We start from the raw sequence: 16,363 nt of genomic DNA, 5'->3' as shown, positions 1-16,363 counted from the left end.
GGGTGATCCATCATCTGTGTGAGAACGTCTCGTACCCCGGCGTGGCACCGTGCGGATTCCCTCCGTCCGGGCGTCTGTCGTGGCTGTGCCCTTTGCGCCGCGCTGACCTGGTACTTCTGCCGGGACCCCGTTCGGACGTGCGAACACGGACTCACGGAATCTCGGATTCCGGTAGTGGTGTCCGCCCGGTGTACGGCAAAGCTTGTCGCACGGACCTTGCCGAATGGGTGGCCAGGAGGCTCCCGAGGGGTGATCATGAGAGTCCAGAGCGCACTTCGCATGAGGAGGCACGGGTGGCCGAGACTCTGAAGAAGGGCAGCCGGGTTACCGGCGCCGCGCGTGACAAGCTCGCGGCAGACCTGAAGAAGAAGTACGACTCCGGTGCGAGCATCCGGGCGTTGGCCGAAGAGACAGGCCGCTCCTACGGATTCGTCCACCGGATGCTCAGCGAGTCCGGAGTCACGCTGCGGGGACGCGGCGGAGCGACGCGAGGCAAGAAGGCCGCCTCGGCCTGACGACCGAGGCTTCCTTCGGACCACCGGTTTCCACGGTGGCCACCCGGTCGGTCGCGCGGTCGACCGGGTGGTTACTGTGCAGTCACTTATCTTCGTTTGCAGTGACTGTTCCCGAACCGGAGGCGCCCCATGGCTTCGCTCGACTCTGTGCTCGACAAGGACGGCGTACGGCTCACCGTCGAGGACGCGGTTGCCACGGTAACCCTGACCAACCCGGACAAGCGCAACGCCCAATCTCCCGCTCTGTGGCGGGCGTTGGCGCAAGCGGGACGGTCGTTGCCGGGCAATGTGCGGGTCGTGGTGCTGCGCGGCGAAGGCAAGTCCTTCTCCGCCGGTCTCGACCGGCAGGCGTTCACGCCCGAGGGCTTCGACGGCGAGCCGTCCTTCCTCGACCTCGCACGCGGCTCCGACAAGGAGCTCGACGCGGTCATCGCCGAGTACCAGGAGGCGTTCACCTGGTGGCGCCGTAGCGACGTCGTCACCATCGCGGCCGTCCAGGGCCATGCGATCGGAGCCGGCTTCCAGCTCGCCCTCGCCTGCGACCTCCGGGTCGTCGCGCAGGACGTGCAGTTCGCCATGCGCGAGACCAGCCTCGGGCTCGTCCCGGACCTCACGGGCACGCACCCGCTGGTGTCGCTCGTCGGCTACGCCCGCGCGCTGGAGATCTGCGCGACCGGCCGTTTCGTCCACGCGGACGAGGCGGAGCGTACCGGCCTCGCCAATCTCGTCGTGCCCGCCGATGAACTGGACGGTGCGGTACGGGACCTGGCGTCCGCCCTGCTGGCGGCGCCGCGGGACGCGGTGATCGAGACGAAGGCGTTGCTGCAGGCCGCGGGCACCCGTTCCTACGAGGACCAGCGCACCGCGGAGCGCGCGGCACAGGCGCGCCGCCTGCGTGACCTGGCGGGCCTTGCGGACTGATCCGCTCGGCCACCCCGGCTCACGCCTGCACCCATTCACGCGGTACTCCCTTCACGCCGGTACCGGTTGTCCTCACCCGGTACCGGCGTGAGTTCACCCGGTACCGGGTGGCGCCGGTACCCCTTCACGCCGGTACCGAGGTGACCAGCACCGCCACCGGGCGGCCGTCCGCGAGCGCCGCCGTCACCGCCTCGCGGACCGCACGGACCACATCGGGCGGGTGATACCCGCTCGCCGTCGCCACCTCGACGCGGACATGGTCGGGTGCCAGGTGCACCGCCGTGCCCAGCACTGCCGTCAGATACGCGACACCCGGGGCTGCGGATGCCGCCGTGCCCGCCGGGTCGCTCGCGGTGACGGGCCGTACCCCGGGTGGCGGAGCGGGGACCGGGGCTTGTGCAGCGCTGTCCAGCAGCTCCGTCACCCGCAGATCCACCTCCGAGACACCGAGCCCGAGATCCACCGAGGCCGTGAACAGCGCGGCGCGCAGAGCCGCCGCGGCAGCCGGCAGCGGCTGCGGTGCCGAGGCCGCGAAATCCGCCTCGATCCGCAGCGGCCCCGGCGGCAGTGCGCTCGGCGGAGCCGGTACGACAGGCCGCGCCGTCGAGTCCGGATCGGCGAGCCCCAGCCTCAGCCGCCCGAGCGCCACCCCGGGTACCGCGGCCGCCGCGCGCCGCAGCACCGTGTCGGCCGCCTGCTCGGTCAGCCAGGCCCCGTCCGCCGCCCCGCCCAGCGGGAGCAGCCGGCCGAGGCCGAGCCGTCTCCGTACCGCATCAGCAGTGGTCATTGCTCCAGCCTGCAGCATCCCCGGCGCGATATCGGGCAAGCGCACTTAATGTGGGCAGCGGAGTCCACCACCGCCCGGAAAGGACGAACGGCGATGAACGACACCGCTCAGTGGAACCGGTCCGAGTCCCCCGGTAGCGAACCGTCGGGCTCGGGCGAAGGTCTGAGGAAGTCGTCGGGGAGCAAACGCGGCGGCGGCGATCCCGCCTCCCGCGGCCGTACCACCATCGCCGACGGCGTGGTGGAGAAGATCGCCGGGCTCGCGGCCCGCGAAGTGCTCGGTGTCCATGCGATGGGCAGCGGTTTCTCACGCACCCTCGGCGCGGTCCGTGACCGTGTGCCCGGCGGCAGGTCCAATGTCACCCGGGGCGTGAAGGCCGAGGTCGGCGAGGTGCAGACGGCCCTCGACATCGAGATCGTCGTCGACTACGGCGTCTCCATCGCCGACGTCGCCCGCGCGGTCCGCGAGAACGTCGTCTCGGCGGTCGAGCGGATGACGGGTCTCGAGGTCGTCGAGGTCAATATCGCGGTCAGCGATGTGAAACTGCCCGATGAAGAAGAGGAAGAGCCGGAGCCGCGTCTCCAGTAGAGGAGCTCACGATGAGCATGGCGGTGGTCGGCCTGATGGCCGGCATGGCGCTCGGCTTCGCCGGATACTTCGGCGGCTTCGGCGCCTTCCTGCTGGTGGCCGCGTTGGGGGTGGTCGGCTTTGTCGCGGGCCGCCTCCTCGAGGGCGACCTGGAACCAGGCGACTTCTTCCGGAGTCGTGACCGCGGCGACCGGCGGCGGTGACACGCCGTGACCGCCGGGGGTCCCCCCGCCCGAGGCAGGGGGAGCGTCGCAGCGGCCGAGCGCGGCGCGACCACGATCGCCGACCGGGTCGTGGCGAAGATCGCCTCGCAGGCGGCACGGGAAGCGCTCGGCGGCGTACCGGAGGGCGGCTCGCCGCCGCAGGCCACGGTCACGGTCCACCATGACGCCGCCCGGGTGCGGGTCAGCCTCGAACTCGACTATCCCTGCGACATCGGCGGTCAGTGCGGTGCCGTGCGTCAGCGAGTCGTACAGCGGGTAAAGGCGTTGGCGGGGATGGACGTGCCCGAGGTGGCCGTGCTGGTCGAGCGGCTGCACTCCGTCCACTCGCGCAGCGCGGCCCAGGGGAGGATCCGATGAGCGAGCCGGTACGGCCCGCACCACCCGTACTCGATCTGGACCAGTCGGCGTCAGCAGCGGCGTACGAGCCGGCTCCGGTCCTGGAAGGCGAAGGCGGCAAGGCCGGACGCTTCTGGTCCGTGCGCCGGGTCCCGGCCGGGCTGCTGGCGGTCGTGGTCCTCGGCTGCGCGGGTCTGCTGCTGTACGACATCGCGGCGGTACGGGCCGACCGCCCGGCCATGCAATGGCGCCGCGCCACCGCGCAGCAACTCGCGAAATGGCGGCTGGAAGATGTGGGCGTGCTGGCGAGCGCGGGGGCCGTGATGCTTCTCGGCGTCATTCTGATCGTCCTCGCCGTGACCCCCGGACTGCGGGCACTGCTGCCGATGCGTCGCCGCACCGCTGCCGTACGCGCCGGCCTTGACCGGGAGGCCGCGGCGCAGGTGCTGCGGGACCGGGCGATGGAGGTCTCCGGGGTGCAGTCCGCACGCGTGCGGACGGGACGGGCGAAGGTCTCGGTGCGGGCGCAGTCCCACTTCCGTGAACTCGACGACGTACGGGCCGATCTGGACTCGGCGCTGGCCACCGCCATCAGGGAACTCGGTCTCGCCAGGCCGCCGGCCCTGGCCGTGCACGTCACCAGGCCGCCGGCGAAGAAGAGGTGAGGGCGCGGTGGGTGGAACGCTGCGAGTGGTCAACCGGGTCCTGCTGGGCCTCGCCGGGCTGGTGCTGCTGTGCGCGGGCGGCGCGGTCATGGCGGCGGGCGTGGGGCTGCCCGTGCCGTCCTGGTGGCCCTACGAAGGGCCCCGCGATGTGCTGCTGAGCAGGGCGGACCGGTACCGCTGGCGGGACGAGGGCTGGTGGTGGCCGACGGTCGTCGTCGTGCTCGCAGTGCTGGTGCTGCTCGCCGTGTGGTGGCTGCTCGCCCAACTGCGGCGCTCCCGACTGGCGGAAGTCCTGGTCGACAGCGGCGACGGCGAGGGCGCGCTGCTGCGGGGCCGCGCGCTGGAGGGAGTACTGGAGGGTGAGGCGAAAGCCCTGGACGGGGTGGCCCGCGCCCGGGTGACCCTGACCGGCCGCCGGAGCACGCCGGAGGCCCGGGCGGACCTGCTGCTGGAGCCGCACGCGGCGCCCGTCGAGATGCTGGCGCGCCTGACGGACGAGGCGGTGGCACACGCACGGGACTCGGCGGGCCTGGCGTCGCTGCCGGCGGAGGTCCGCCTCAGGGCGGCGAAGCACCGGGCGCAACGGGTGAGTTGAGCGGCGCGCCCCGCGCGCTAGGTGTATTGCCCATGAATACAGCTAGAACCCGTGCCGTGCGCCCCCGTCCACCGGGAGCATCACTCCCGTCAGGTACGACGCCGCAGGCGACAGCAGGAACGCCGCCGCGTTGCCGAACTCCTCCGGTGTGCCGTACCTCCGCAGTGGAATGCGGGACTCGTGCGCCGTACGTGCCGCCTCCGCGTCGCCCGACAGCGCGTCGAGTTCGCGCACCCGGTCCGTGTCGATACGGGCCGGCAGCAGGCCGACGACCCGGATGCCGCGCGGGCCCAGCTCGTCCGAGAGGGACTTGGCGAAACCGGCCAGGCCCGGACGGAGGCCGTTGGAGATCGTCAGGCCGGGGATCGGTTCGTGGACCGAGCCGGACAGGACGAAGCCGATGACGCCGCCCTCGCTCAGCGCCGCCGCCGCGCTGCGGGCGAGGCGCACCGCGCCCAGGAAGACCGACTCGAACGCCGACTCCCACTGCTCGTCCGTATTGTCCGCGGCGAAGCCCGGTGCCGGGCCGCCCACGCTGATCAGTACGCCGTCGAGACGTCCGAACTGCGCCCGCGCCGCCGCGACGAGGCGCTCCGCCGACGCCGGGTCGGCATTGTCGGAGGCGAGACCCACGGCGTTCGGGCCGAGTTCCGCGGCGGCGTCCGAGACCGCCTTCTCGCCGCGCCCGGTGATGACGACCTTCGCGCCGTCGGCGACGAGCGCGCGGGCGGACGCGTTGCCCAGCCCCCGCGACGCACCCGTGACGATGTAGACGCGGTCCTTCAGTCCAAGATCCATGGACCTATCCTGCCGTCTCTTCCCCGCTCAGCGCGAGGGCCGTGTTCACCAGCCCGATATGGCTGAAGGCCTGCGGGAAGTTCCCGACCTGGCGACCGCTCACCGGGTCGTACTCCTCGGCGAGCAGCCCGACATCGTTGCGCAGGGCGAGCAGCCGCTCGAAGAGCTCCGTGGCCTCCTTCACCCGGCCCGTCATCCGCAGCGCGTCCGCCATCCAGAACGAGCAGGCCAGGAACGCCCCTTCGCCTCCCGGCAGCGCGTCGACCGCCTTGTTGTCCGTGCTGTAGCGGCGCACCAGACCGTCGGCGCCCAGTTCCGCCCGTACCGCGTCCACCGTCCCGATCACCCGCGGATCGTCGGGCGGCAGAAAGCCGACCCGCGGGATCAGCAGCGCCGCGGCGTCGAGTTCGATGGAGCCGTACGACTGCGTGAAGGTGTTCCGTACCGGGTCGTACCCCTTCTCACACACTTCCCGGTGCACTTCGTCCCGCATCGTCCGCCACCGCGCGACGTCGCCGGGCAGCGAAGGATGCTCCTCCAGGGTGCGAACCGCACGGTCCGCCGCGACCCACGACATCACCTTGGAGTGCACGAAGTGGCGGCGCGCGCCGCGTACTTCCCAGAGCCCCTCGTCCGGCTCGCGCCACTTCGACTCCAGGAATCCGAGCAGGCTGAGCTGCAGATTCCAGGCGTGCCTCTCCGAGGACAGACCGGCCTCCCGCCCCAGATGGAGGGAGTCGATGACCTCTCCGTACACATCGAGCTGCAGTTGGCGTACGGCTTCGTTGCCGGTACGGACCGGCACGGAGCCCGCGTACCCGCTCAGCCACGGCAGCTCCGTCTCGGGCAGCCGGCGCTCGCCGGACAGCCCGTACATGATCTGCAGATCGGCGGGGTCGCCGGCCACCGCCCGCAGCAGCCAGTCGCGCCAGGCCGCCGCCTCGTCGAGGTAGCCGGCCGAAAGGAGCGCGCCCAGGGTGAGGGTGGAGTCCCGCAGCCAGCAGAAGCGGTAGTCCCAGTTGCGTACGCCGCCGAGCTCCTCCGGCAGGGACGTGGTGGGCGCGGCGACGATCCCGCCGGTCGGCGCGAAGGTGAGTGCCTTCAGGGTGATCAGGGAGCGGACGACGGCCTCGCGGTACGGGCCCTTGCTCCGGCAGCGCGAGGACCACTTGGCCCAGTCCTCCAGGCTCTGCTCCAGTGACTCCAGCGGGTCGCAGAGCCATGGCCGCGGTTCGTTCGAAGGATGCCAGGTGAGGATGAAAGCCACCTTTTCGCCGGGGCCGACCGTGAACGACGAGCGGGTGCTCAACTCGTGTCCCCAGGTCTTGACCTGGGGCTCGCTGCGCAGCCATACGGAGTCGGGGCCGGCGACCGCCACCCGGTGGCCGTCCGAGCGCCGCATCCACGGCACGACGGAGCCGTAGTCGAAGCGCAGCCGCAGCGTCCCGTTCATCTCCACCCTGCCGCTGACGCCCTCCACGATCCGGACGACATCGGGCGCCGTGTCGCGCTGCGGCATGAAGTCGAGGACTTTGACGGTGCCGGAGCGGGTCTCCCACACCGACTCCAGGACCAGTGATTCACCGACGTAGCTGCGGCGGGTGCACTGCCCGGCGCCTTTGGGGGCGATCCGCCAGTGGCCGTTCTCCTCGTCACCGAGCAGTGCGGCGAAGCAGGCCGGCGAGTCGAAGTGGGGCAGGCACAGCCAGTCGATGGAGCCGTCTTTGCCGACCAGTGCCGCGGTCTGCAGATCGCCGATGAGGGCGTAGTCCTCTATACGTTGGGTCACGCTCTGGCGTGTTCCCGCCAAACGCTGCGGTTAAGCGGTCGCGGGGGCGGGCTGCGGGGCGCTCCGGGCGTCGGCCGCCCGGCGGTCGTGCTTCTCGCGGCGTACGAGAATCACCCAGCCGACAGGTACGGCCGCGGCGAACAGCCACCACTGGACGGCGTATGCCATGTGCGGGCCGATGGACTCGTGATCGGGTTCGGGGATCAGTTCCGGATTGCCGCCCGAGGGCTCCGGCGCGCTCTGTTCCAGATAGCCGCCGAGGACGGAGCGGCCCAGCGACTTCGTCTGCTGCGCACTGTTGATCAGCATGATCTGGCGGGGCGGCAGGCCGGACAGGTCCTTGATGCCGCTGGCGCTCGTCGTCTCGTCGGCCTTGAGCCGACCGGTGACGGTCACGGTGCCCTTGGGCGCGGCGGGTACGGGAGGGAAGGACTTCTGGTCGGCGGCGGACGGCACCCAGCCGCGGTTGACCAGGACCGCCCGGCCGTCGGCCAGGACCAGCGGGGTCAGCACATGGAAGCCGACCCGCTCGTCGGCGGAGGTGCGGCGGCGTACGACGACTTCGCGCGCGGTGTCGAAGGTGCCGGTGGCGGTGACCTGGCGCCAGTAGTCGGCGCGCGGGACGGTGTGCCCCGGGGAGGTGAGCTCGGTCACGGGGACGGGCTTCGCCTTGAGGTTCCGCGAGATCAGGGTGTTCTGCTCGACCCGGTGCTCGTGCCGGTGAAGCTGCCAGAAGCCCAGCTCGATCATCGCGGGGATGAGGACGAGGGCGATGAGGGTGAGGATCACCCACTGCCGGGACAACAGGAAGCGGTACACCCCATGACCGTACAACTGGGGTCATGGGGTGCGGAGGGTGGGGGTCGGGGTGCGGTGCCCCCGAGAGCACCCGGGGGCGGGGGCCGTGGGATCAGACTTTGTCGACGATGCCCGCCCTCCCGTCTGCGCGGGCGCAGTGCCCGCCGCAGAACCAGTGGCCCTCGACCTCGACGCCCTGGCCGATGATCTGGACCCGGCAGTGTTCACAGATGGGCGCCATGCGGTGAATGGCGCAGGAGAAGCAGTCGAAGACGTGCACCGCGCCCTGCGCGTGCACCTCGAAGGACATGCCGTAGTCGTTTCCGCATACCTCGCAACGTGCCATGCGCCACAGGGTGGGACGCGAGGCGCCACGGGGCGAGCGGTCGCCGGGCGAGTCGCGCCGGGTTCACTCCGATGCGGGTGCCGGAGCCACGTCCCGCAACAGCTGGGTGAAGGCCGCCTCGTCGATGACCGGCGTGCCGTACGACTTCGCCTTGACGGTCTTCGAGGTCGAGGCCTGCGGATCGTTGGTCACCAGCAGGCTGGTCAGCCGGGAGACGCCGGACGCGATGTGCAGCCCCGCCTCGATCGCCCGGTCCTCCAGCAGCTCGCGGTCGACGGAGGTGTCGCCCGAGAAGGCCACCCGCATGCCTTGCACGAGCGGTTTGTCCGCCTGGTACCGCCCGGGGTTGGGATAGGGGCACGGCGGGCGTTTGCGCGAGGGCCGCCAACTGCTCTGCCCGTACGAGGCCTGGTAGCCGATCCGCGGGGTGGCGGGGGAGTCCGACCACTCGGTCAGCGGGCGGCACTCCAGCAGTGGCAGTCGCACCCCGTCGCGGGCCGCGGTGTGCAGACTCGGCCGGAACGCCTCGGCCAGCACGCGCGCGTCGTCGAGCGCGTGGTGCGCCCGCTGCTGTACGACACCGAAGTGCGCGGCGAGCGACGCCAGCTTGTGGTTGGGCAGCGGCAGCCGCAGCTCCTTGGAGAGCGCGATGGTGCACAGCCGCTGACGGGTCGGTGCGGTCCCCTCCGCGCGTGCGTACTCCCGGGCGATCATCGACCAGTCGAAGATGGCGTTGTGCGCGACGAGGACCCGGCCGTCGAGCCGCTCGGCGAACTCGCCCGCGATCTCACCGAAGAGCGGGGCGCCCTCCAGCACATCGCTGGTCAGACCGTGGATCCACACCGGGCCCGGATCCCGCTCCGGGTTGACCAGGGTGTACCAGTGGTCCTCGACATTGCCCCGGGCGTCGAGGCGGTACACCGCAGCGGAGATTATCCGGTCGTCGCGGGCGAGTCCGGTGGTCTCCACGTCGACGACCGCGTACCCCTGTGGGTACGCGGCCGGCCACGCTGTTGCTGCGGTTGTACGGTCGTCGAGCATGGTCACAGAGAATACGGGCCGGGACTGACAGGCCCGTCATCCGCCCGGCCGCATGGCCGGTTCCTTGTCGGGGTGCTGACGGTGACCAGGTCCGGGCCTGCGGTGGCCGAACGACCGCTCCGGTCACGAGCGGGCGGGCGGTGACTGTCGCTCCATCGGGGGACACGGAACCACGCCCTGGGCGAGCAACAGCCGCCCGCCGACTCCGGGTTCGGAGTCAGGCGTGTCGGCGCTGTTATCGGCCCAGAGACTCCTGACGTCCGGTTTCAGCCGTCCAGCAGGGCGCTCACCAGCGCCCGTACGGAGGCGGTGAACAGCTTTTCCGGATCGGCGGGGCGCGCCAGCGCGCGGGCCAGCGCCGGGTCGTGCTCCGCCGCGCCGGCGGCCTCCCACAACTCGCCCTCCCCCGGCGACTGGACGGGCGAGCGTTCGCGGTTGCGCTCGACGAGTACGAAGCCGACGACCTGGAACTGCACGGCGCGCACGGCCTCGGCGGCGCGCGCCCCGCGCAGCCCCGCCGCGTGCACCTCATGGACGAGCGCCTGTTGCGCGGGCAGGAACATCCGTTCGGTGAGCCCCCGTTCATGGACCATCGCGATCAGATGAGGACGGTCCCGCAGCTCACGACGGAGCTTGCGCGCGACCGAGACTGCGCGCTCGGCGGGTGTACGGCCGGTGGGCCGGATGGCGCCCATCTCCTGGACGGTGCGCTCGACCAGAGCGTCGAGCAGCGACTCGCGATTGCCCACATGCCAGTAGATCGAGGTGACGGCGGTGCCGAGCCCGGCGGCGAGCTTGCGCATCGTCAGGGCCTGCGGGCCGTGCTGCCTGACGAGGACGGCAGCCGAGTCGAGGACCTCTTCGCGGGTCAGGGCGGTTCTCGGCATGGTGCCCCCAATTCCGGTACGCGCACGGCTCTTTACCCTTCATCGCCTCCGGTGTAACTGTGTTACAGACCCTGGAGAGGAACACCCCACGAAGGGCGGGTAGGACATGGCACGCGTACGGTACGGCGCGCGCACCGAGGCGGAGATCGCCGCGGCCCGTGCATCCGGTTCCAAGCTCCCCGACATCTGGTCCACGGGCGTGACGGCAGTGTGGGAGAGCGACCCGGACGCGGTGGCGGCCGTACTGCCGCCGCCGCTCAAGCCCACCGAGCGGCCGCTCGTACGGGCCGCCATCAGCAAGGTCGACCTGCCCGGCTATCGGCTCGGAGCGGGCTCCGTGGCGGTCGCCGCGCTGCACGACGGCCGGGAGGGCTGGTACCCCCTCGTCATGCCGATGACCCATGAGCGCGCGCTGATCGGCGGCCGTGAGGTCTTCGGCGAGCCGAAGAAGCTGGGCGAGGTCGGCGTCGAACGCGACGGCCTGGTCGTACGGGCGGTACTCGCCCGGCACGGCATCGCCTTCGTCGAGGTGCGGGGCGCGGTGGACGGCCCCCTTCCGCTGCCGGAGCCCGCCGAGAAGCTCGACTTCTACTTCAAATTCCTGCCCGCCGTGGACGGCAGGGGCTTCGACACCGACCCGGTCCTCGTCCACTGCACGCGTAACGAGAAGTTCCGCAGGCTGGAGAGGATCACCGGCGACATCGTGCTGCGGGAGTCCATGTACGACCCTGTCGCAGACCTCCCCGTACGCCGCGTCGTCGAGCTCACCATCGGCGAGAAGACCACCGACCAGAAGGGCCGGGTCGTGGAACGGGTCAGCGCGCAGGCGCTGCTGCCCTACATCCATCAGCGCTACGACGACCCTCGGCAGATCCTCGACGGCCCGCCCGAGGGGAGCGTCTGATGGAGCTGACGGCGGGACAGGTCGCCGTCGTCACGGGCGCCGCGAGCGGCATCGGCCTTGCGATGGCGCGCCGCTTCGCGGCGGACGGGCTGAAGGTCGTCCTCGCGGACGTCGAGGAGAAGGCGCTGCGCGCGGCCGCGGACGAACTGACCGGGGAAGGCGCCCGGGTGCTCGCCCGCACCGTCGACGTCAGCGACCGGGCCTCCGTGTTCGCGCTGGCGGACGCGGCGTACAGGACCTTCGGCGCCGTCCATGTGCTGTGCAACAACGCGGGCGTCGGCTCCGGCGCCGAGGGCCGGATGTGGGAACACGAGCCCAACGACTGGAAGTGGGCCTTCGCGGTCAACGTCTGGGGCGTCTTCCACGGCATCCAGGCCTTCGTGCCGCGCATGATCGAGAGTGGCGAGCCCGGCCATGTCGTCAACACCTCGTCGGGCGACGGCGGGATCGCCCCGCTGCCCACAGCCTCCGTATACGCCGTCACCAAGGCTGCGGTCGTGACGATGACCGAGTCGCTGTACGCGCATCTGACGGCGGAGCACGCGCGTGTGGGCGCGTCCGTGCTCTTCCCGGGACCGCACATGCTGCGCACCGGACTGTGGGAGTCGCACCGCAACCGGCCCGAGCGCTACGCCAAGGAGCGGCCGCGCAGGACGCCCTACCGCAGCCTCGATCAGTGGGAGGCCGCGATGAGGGACGCAGGGCACGAGGTGACGTTCACGCCGGTCGAGGAGGTCGCCGCACTCGTCGTGGACGGGATCCGTGCTGACCGGTTCTGGATGCTGCCGGAGAGCGAGCGCAGCGACCGGCAGATCCGCGCCAGGTCGCAGTCGATGCTCGACCGCGCCGACCCGTCGTACCTGGAAAGCTTCATTCTCGATTGAGGGATGCGTGATGGCGGACCCGTACCTGATCATCTCCTCCGACTGCCATGCCGGACTGCCGACCGAGCAGTACCGGCCCTATCTGGACAGCAGGTTCCACCGGGCCTTCGACGACTTCCTCGCCGGGCGCGACGCGCGCCGCGAGGAGATGAACCGGCTCGGTGTACGCAACGAGGCCTTCGCGACCAAGTGGTTCAGCGACAACTCGGAGGGCCTGAAGGGAGGCTGGGACAGCGCCCAGCGGATCAAGGAGCTCGACGGCGACGGAGTGGCGGCCGAGGTCGTCTTCCCCGACGCGGACGCCGTGGACAGCCGCACCGCCGCGCCCTTCGGGGTCGGCCTCGGACTCTCCGGCGACCAGGACCCCGACCTCGGTATGGCGGGCGCACAGGCGCACAACCGCTGGCTCGCCGAGTTCGTCGGCGGGAACACCCAGAACGCGGCACGTCACTGCGGGGTCGCCCTGCTGCCCGTCACCGGCGAGGTCGGCAGTGTGGTCGCCGAGATCCACCGGGCCAGGGAGTCCGGGCTCGGCGCGCTGATGATTCCCTCGATGTGGGTGGACAAGGCGCCCTACCACGATCGCCGTTACGACCCCGTGTGGGCCGCCGCCGCCGAGACCGGTATGCCGGTGCTCACCCACTCCGGCGCGGCTCCACGCCATGAGTACGGCGATCACCTGGGCATCTACGTCTCGGAAGTCACCTGGTGGCCGGCGCGCCCGCTGTGGTTCCTGCTCTGGTCGGGCGTCTTCGAACGCCACCCGCGCCTGAAGTTCGGCGTCGCCGAGTCCGGCTGCTGGTGGCTGCCGAACCTCCTGTGGTTCATGGACCGGCTCTACCTCGGAGCCCACGGCGGGAAGAAGCTGTCGCCGTTCGCCGAGCTGAAGAGGCCGCCGAGTGAGTATCTCGACCGGCAGATCTTCATCTGCGCCACCAACACCAAGCGGCGCGAGCTCGCGCAGCGGTACGAGATCGGCGTCGACAACATCCTCTGGGGCAGCGACTTCCCTCATCCGGAAGGGACCTGGCCCAACACCCGCGCATGGCTGAGGAACACCTTCCACGACATCCCGGTCGCCGAGACCCGGCGGATGCTCGGCCTGGCCGCGGCGGAGGTCTTCGGCTTCGATGTGTCCGCGCTGGAGCCGGTCGCCCGGCGGATCGGCCCGACGCCGGCCGAACTGGGCCAGTCCGACGACCAGTCGGCCGTCGAGGCGTCATGGGCGAGGTCGCGGGAGGTGGGCCGGCACTGGCTGACCGACAACGACTTCCCGGTCCTGGGAGCGTCCTCATGACGGGCCGCACCACCGACCGCACCACCGACCGCACCACCGACCGCTACACCGTCATCTCCGCCGACTGCCACGCCGGCGCCGATCTCCTCGACTACAAGCCGTACTTGGAGAAGAGGTACCACGACGACTTCGACGCCTGGGCCGACACCTACATCAATCCGTACGAGGATCTCCTCGCCGACACGGCCGACCGCAACTGGAACTCGGACCGGCGGCTGGCCGAGCTGGAGGCGGACGGCATCGTCGCCGAGGTCGTCTTCCCCAACACCATCCCGCCCTTCTTCCCCAGCGCCTCCCTGATGGCTCCGGCGCCGACGCGGGAGGAGTACGAGCACCGCTGGGCCGGACTGCGTGCCCACAACCGCTGGCTCGCCGACTTCTGCGCGGCGGCCCCCGGGCGCCGGGCGGGCGTCGCGCAGATCCTGCTCAACGACGTGGACGAGGCGGTCCGCGAGGTCCACCGGATCAAGGAGGCGGGCCTCACCGGCGGGATCCTGCTGCCCGGTACGCCGCCGGGCTCGGGTCTGCCCGAGCTGTACTCGCAGACGTACGACCCGGTCTGGGCGGTCTGCGACGAGCTCGGCGTACCGGTCAACCACCACGGCGGCTCGGCGTCCCCGCCGCTGGGCGAAGAACCGGCGGCCCGGGCGGTGTTCATGGTGGAGACCACCTGGTTCTCGCACCGGGCGCTGTGGCACCTGATCTTCGGCGGCGCCTTCCGCCGCCACCCGGGTCTGAGACTGGTCCTCACCGAACAGGGTTCCGGGTGGATTCCGGGCGTGCTCGACATGCTGGACTACTACCACTCGCGCCTGGTGGCCGCGGCGGACAGGGCCGCCACCGCCGAGTCCAAGTTCGGTGCCGGGCTTGCCGCTTCGATGGGCAGCGGCCCGAGCGAGGTCTGGCGCGACAACTGCTTCGTCGGCGCGAGCTTCATGCGTCCGCACGAGGTGCCGCTGCGCGACCGGATCGGCCTCGACAAGATCATGTGGGGCAGCGACTATCCGCACGACGAGGGCACGGCCCCGTACTCCCGCGAAGGTCTCCGCATCGCCTACGCGGGTCTGCCGAGGGACGAGGTCGCGGCGATGGCCGGCGGCAACGCCGCGCGTGTCTACGGTTTCGACCTGCGCATTCTCGACCCGATCGCGGCGAAGGCCGGTCCGACGGTCGAGGAGATCGCCGAGCCCCTGGCGGAGATACCGGCCGACGCGACGAGTCCCGCCTTCGCGCGGGGCGGGTCGGTGCGCGTCTGGTGACGGGCCGGGTGAGACTCTCCCGGGGTGACTGACGTACCCCACGACGCACCTCACGACGAAGCCCACGGCGGGGCGCTCGGCTCGCGGCTCAACTGGCTCCGTGCCGCGGTACTCGGAGCCAACGACGGCGTCGTCTCCACCGCGGGCCTCGTCGTCGGCGTCGCCGGAGCCACGAGCTCGCGCGACACCCTGCTCACCGCGGGTCTGGCGGGACTGCTGGCCGGCTCCATGTCGATGGCGGCCGGTGAGTACGTCTCCGTATCCGCGCAGCGCGACTCGGAGAAGGCGGCGCTGGCCATGGAGCGACGCGAGCTGCGCGAACAGCCGGAGGAGGAACTCGATGAGCTGACCGGTCTGTTGGCGGCCCGTGGTCTGTCCCCGGAAGTGGCCCGCGAGGCGGCGGAACAGCTCACCGAACGGGACGCGTTGCGCGCCCACGCGCGCGTGGAGCTCGGCATCGACCCGGACCAGCTGACGAACCCCTGGCACGCGGCAGGCGCCAGCTTCCTGGCCTTCACGGTCGGCGCGCTGCTGCCGCTGCTGGCGATCGTTCTGCCGCCGCCGTCGATGCGGTTGTACGTCACCGTGTTCTCGGTGCTCGCGGCCCTGGCCCTGACGGGCTGGTGGAGCGCACGCCTGGGCGCGGCGGCCGCGGGCCCGGCGGTGCTGAGGAACATGGGCGGCGGAGCGGTGGCTATGGCGGTGACGTACGGGGCGGGTTCGCTGCTGGGCGCGGCGGGCGTCTGAGATCCGGCCGCACCGTACCCGTGCCGGACTCGCGACGGCTTGGCGGAAGTCACCAACGGTTGATGACAACTTGTCTCGCATACTTGTCGGTAACACCATCTAGCCGCGCCACGGCCACCGCCTCTACGGTGCACCCATGCCGAACCTGCCCGATGTCGTGCTGTGGTCGATACCCGCCTTCGTGCTGCTCAGCGCCCTGGAGATGGTGACCGTCCGCCTCCATCCCGACGAGGATGCCGCCGGGTACGACACCAGGGACGCCGCCACCAGCGTCGGCATGGGGCTCGGCAGTCTTGTCTTCGACTTCCTGTGGAAGATCCCCATCGTCGCGATCTACACCGCGGTCTACGAGCTCACCCCCGCACGCGTCCCCGTCCTGTGGTGGACGATCCTGCTGATGCTGCTCGCGCAGGACTTCTTCTACTACTGGTCCCACCGCGGCCACCATGTCATCCGGATCCTGTGGGCCAGCCATGTCGTGCACCACTCGAGCCGGAAGTTCAACCTCACCACCGCGCTGCGCCAGCCCTGGACGAGTCTGACGGTCTGGCCGTTCTATCTGCCGCTCATCGCGTGCGGTGTGCATCCGGCCGCGCTCGCCTTCTGCTCGTCCGTCAACCTCGTGTACCAGTTCTGGGTGCATACCGAGCGGATCGACAAGCTGCCGCGGCCCGCGGAGTACGTACTGAACACGCCCTCCCACCACCGGGTGCATCACGCCTCCCAAGGCGGCTATCTGGACCGGAACTTCGGCGGGATTTTGATCGTCTGGGACCGGCTCTTCGGGTCGTTCACGCCCGAGACCGAGCGGCCCGTGTTCGGGCTCACCAAGAACATCGAGACCCACAACCCGCTGCGGGTCGCCACGCATGAGTACGCGGCGATCGCCCGGGACGTACGGGCCGCGGACAGCTGGCGCGAGCGGGCCGGGCGGGTCTTCCGCGGGCCCGGCTGGCAGCCGGAGCCACGGACTGCGGCGGCT

The 16,363-nt window shown here is 70.9% G+C and carries 20 protein-coding genes; 13 read left to right on the top strand and 7 right to left on the bottom strand.

Annotation, left to right across the window (positions count from 1 at the left end):
* The first annotated feature begins 293 nt into the window (after window positions 1–293).
* Both ACWDZ6_RS18960 and ACWDZ6_RS18955 read left to right on the top strand, forming a co-directional pair.
* Window positions 294–515 carry a helix-turn-helix domain-containing protein gene (locus ACWDZ6_RS18960; protein WP_006123601.1) on the top strand — a complete coding sequence of 74 codons (222 nt, stop codon included), beginning with the start codon at window positions 294–296 and terminating at the stop codon, window positions 513–515.
* Window positions 516–644: 129 nt separating this feature from the next.
* Window positions 645–1,436: an enoyl-CoA hydratase/isomerase family protein gene (locus ACWDZ6_RS18955; protein WP_326649071.1), complete on the top strand. Its 792-nt coding sequence runs from the start codon at window positions 645–647 to the stop codon at window positions 1,434–1,436.
* Between the two features lie 124 nt (window positions 1,437–1,560).
* On the opposite strand, the gene ACWDZ6_RS18950 is transcribed toward ACWDZ6_RS18955, so the two are convergent.
* Window positions 1,561–2,223, bottom strand: coding sequence for a hypothetical protein (locus ACWDZ6_RS18950; protein WP_451503776.1), 663 nt, complete (start codon window positions 2,221–2,223; stop codon window positions 1,561–1,563).
* A 93-nt stretch (window positions 2,224–2,316) separates the two neighbouring features.
* On the opposite strand from ACWDZ6_RS18950, the gene ACWDZ6_RS18945 reads away from it, so the two are divergent.
* From ACWDZ6_RS18945 to amaP, 5 genes are read left to right on the top strand one after another with little or no spacing between them, the layout of a single operon-like run.
* On the top strand, window positions 2,317–2,811 hold the full coding sequence (locus tag ACWDZ6_RS18945; protein ID WP_451503775.1) for an Asp23/Gls24 family envelope stress response protein: 495 nt from the start codon (window positions 2,317–2,319) through the stop codon (window positions 2,809–2,811).
* An 11-nt stretch (window positions 2,812–2,822) separates the two neighbouring features.
* Entirely contained in the window at window positions 2,823–3,014 is a 192-nt protein-coding gene (locus ACWDZ6_RS18940; protein ID WP_326649068.1) for a hypothetical protein, read from the top strand.
* A 6-nt stretch (window positions 3,015–3,020) separates the two neighbouring features.
* Window positions 3,021–3,392, top strand: coding sequence for an Asp23/Gls24 family envelope stress response protein (locus tag ACWDZ6_RS18935; RefSeq protein WP_451503774.1), 372 nt, complete (start codon window positions 3,021–3,023; stop codon window positions 3,390–3,392).
* Entirely contained in the window at window positions 3,389–4,036 is a 648-nt protein-coding gene (locus ACWDZ6_RS18930) for a DUF6286 domain-containing protein (RefSeq protein ID WP_451503773.1), read from the top strand. Before ACWDZ6_RS18935 ends, ACWDZ6_RS18930 begins: the two co-directional genes overlap by 4 nt.
* Before the next feature lie 7 nt (window positions 4,037–4,043).
* Window positions 4,044–4,631: an alkaline shock response membrane anchor protein AmaP gene (amaP, locus tag ACWDZ6_RS18925; protein WP_451503772.1), complete on the top strand. Its 588-nt coding sequence runs from the start codon at window positions 4,044–4,046 to the stop codon at window positions 4,629–4,631.
* A gap of 42 nt (window positions 4,632–4,673) precedes the next feature.
* On the opposite strand, the gene ACWDZ6_RS18920 is transcribed toward amaP, so the two are convergent.
* The 6 genes from ACWDZ6_RS18920 to ACWDZ6_RS18895 all read right to left on the bottom strand — a co-directional run bounded on the left by ACWDZ6_RS18920 (window position 4,674) and on the right by ACWDZ6_RS18895 (window position 10,290).
* Window positions 4,674–5,429 (bottom strand): SDR family oxidoreductase, encoded by a 756-nt coding sequence (locus tag ACWDZ6_RS18920; RefSeq protein WP_389184814.1) that lies wholly within the window; start codon window positions 5,427–5,429, stop codon window positions 4,674–4,676.
* 4 nt (window positions 5,430–5,433) lie between these two features.
* On the bottom strand, window positions 5,434–7,218 hold the full coding sequence (locus ACWDZ6_RS18915; protein WP_451503771.1) for a glycoside hydrolase family 15 protein: 1,785 nt from the start codon (window positions 7,216–7,218) through the stop codon (window positions 5,434–5,436).
* Window positions 7,219–7,248: 30 nt separating this feature from the next.
* Window positions 7,249–8,037 (bottom strand): SURF1 family cytochrome oxidase biogenesis protein, encoded by a 789-nt coding sequence (locus ACWDZ6_RS18910; protein WP_451503770.1) that lies wholly within the window; start codon window positions 8,035–8,037, stop codon window positions 7,249–7,251.
* A 91-nt stretch (window positions 8,038–8,128) separates the two neighbouring features.
* On the bottom strand, window positions 8,129–8,362 hold the full coding sequence (locus ACWDZ6_RS18905; protein ID WP_266542878.1) for a hypothetical protein: 234 nt from the start codon (window positions 8,360–8,362) through the stop codon (window positions 8,129–8,131).
* A 63-nt stretch (window positions 8,363–8,425) separates the two neighbouring features.
* Window positions 8,426–9,403: a DEDDh family exonuclease gene (locus ACWDZ6_RS18900; RefSeq protein ID WP_451503769.1), complete on the bottom strand. Its 978-nt coding sequence runs from the start codon at window positions 9,401–9,403 to the stop codon at window positions 8,426–8,428.
* A gap of 266 nt (window positions 9,404–9,669) precedes the next feature.
* The gene (locus ACWDZ6_RS18895; protein ID WP_326649058.1) at window positions 9,670–10,290 is read right to left on the bottom strand and encodes a TetR/AcrR family transcriptional regulator; all 621 of its coding nucleotides are present in this window, start codon (window positions 10,288–10,290) and stop codon (window positions 9,670–9,672) included.
* A 106-nt stretch (window positions 10,291–10,396) separates the two neighbouring features.
* On the opposite strand from ACWDZ6_RS18895, the gene ACWDZ6_RS18890 reads away from it, so the two are divergent.
* From ACWDZ6_RS18890 to ACWDZ6_RS18865, 6 genes are all read left to right on the top strand, one after another.
* Window positions 10,397–11,194, top strand: a complete 798-nt coding sequence (locus ACWDZ6_RS18890) for an acetoacetate decarboxylase family protein (protein ID WP_451503768.1) — start codon at window positions 10,397–10,399, stop codon at window positions 11,192–11,194.
* Window positions 11,194–12,078, top strand: coding sequence for an SDR family NAD(P)-dependent oxidoreductase (locus ACWDZ6_RS18885; RefSeq protein WP_451503767.1), 885 nt, complete (start codon window positions 11,194–11,196; stop codon window positions 12,076–12,078). Before ACWDZ6_RS18890 ends, ACWDZ6_RS18885 begins: the two co-directional genes overlap by 1 nt.
* Window positions 12,079–12,088: 10 nt before the next feature.
* A complete protein-coding gene (locus ACWDZ6_RS18880) occupies window positions 12,089–13,375 on the top strand; it encodes an amidohydrolase family protein (RefSeq protein WP_451503766.1) in 1,287 nt (428 codons plus the stop codon).
* A complete protein-coding gene (locus ACWDZ6_RS18875) occupies window positions 13,372–14,634 on the top strand; it encodes an amidohydrolase family protein (RefSeq protein ID WP_451503765.1) in 1,263 nt (420 codons plus the stop codon). The genes ACWDZ6_RS18880 and ACWDZ6_RS18875 overlap by 4 nt, the downstream gene beginning before the upstream one ends.
* 24 nt (window positions 14,635–14,658) lie before the next feature.
* On the top strand, window positions 14,659–15,381 hold the full coding sequence (locus ACWDZ6_RS18870) for a VIT1/CCC1 transporter family protein (RefSeq protein WP_451503764.1): 723 nt from the start codon (window positions 14,659–14,661) through the stop codon (window positions 15,379–15,381).
* Window positions 15,382–15,517: 136 nt separating this feature from the next.
* Window positions 15,518–16,363, top strand: an 846-nt coding sequence (locus ACWDZ6_RS18865) for a sterol desaturase family protein (protein WP_451503763.1), incomplete at its 3' end; no start/stop codon positions are given.

It is taken from the genome of Streptomyces sp. NPDC002926 (assembly GCF_053591755.1).
The sequence above is the reverse complement of the archived record's forward strand: the minus strand, read 5'-3'. Positions and strand labels throughout refer to the sequence as shown.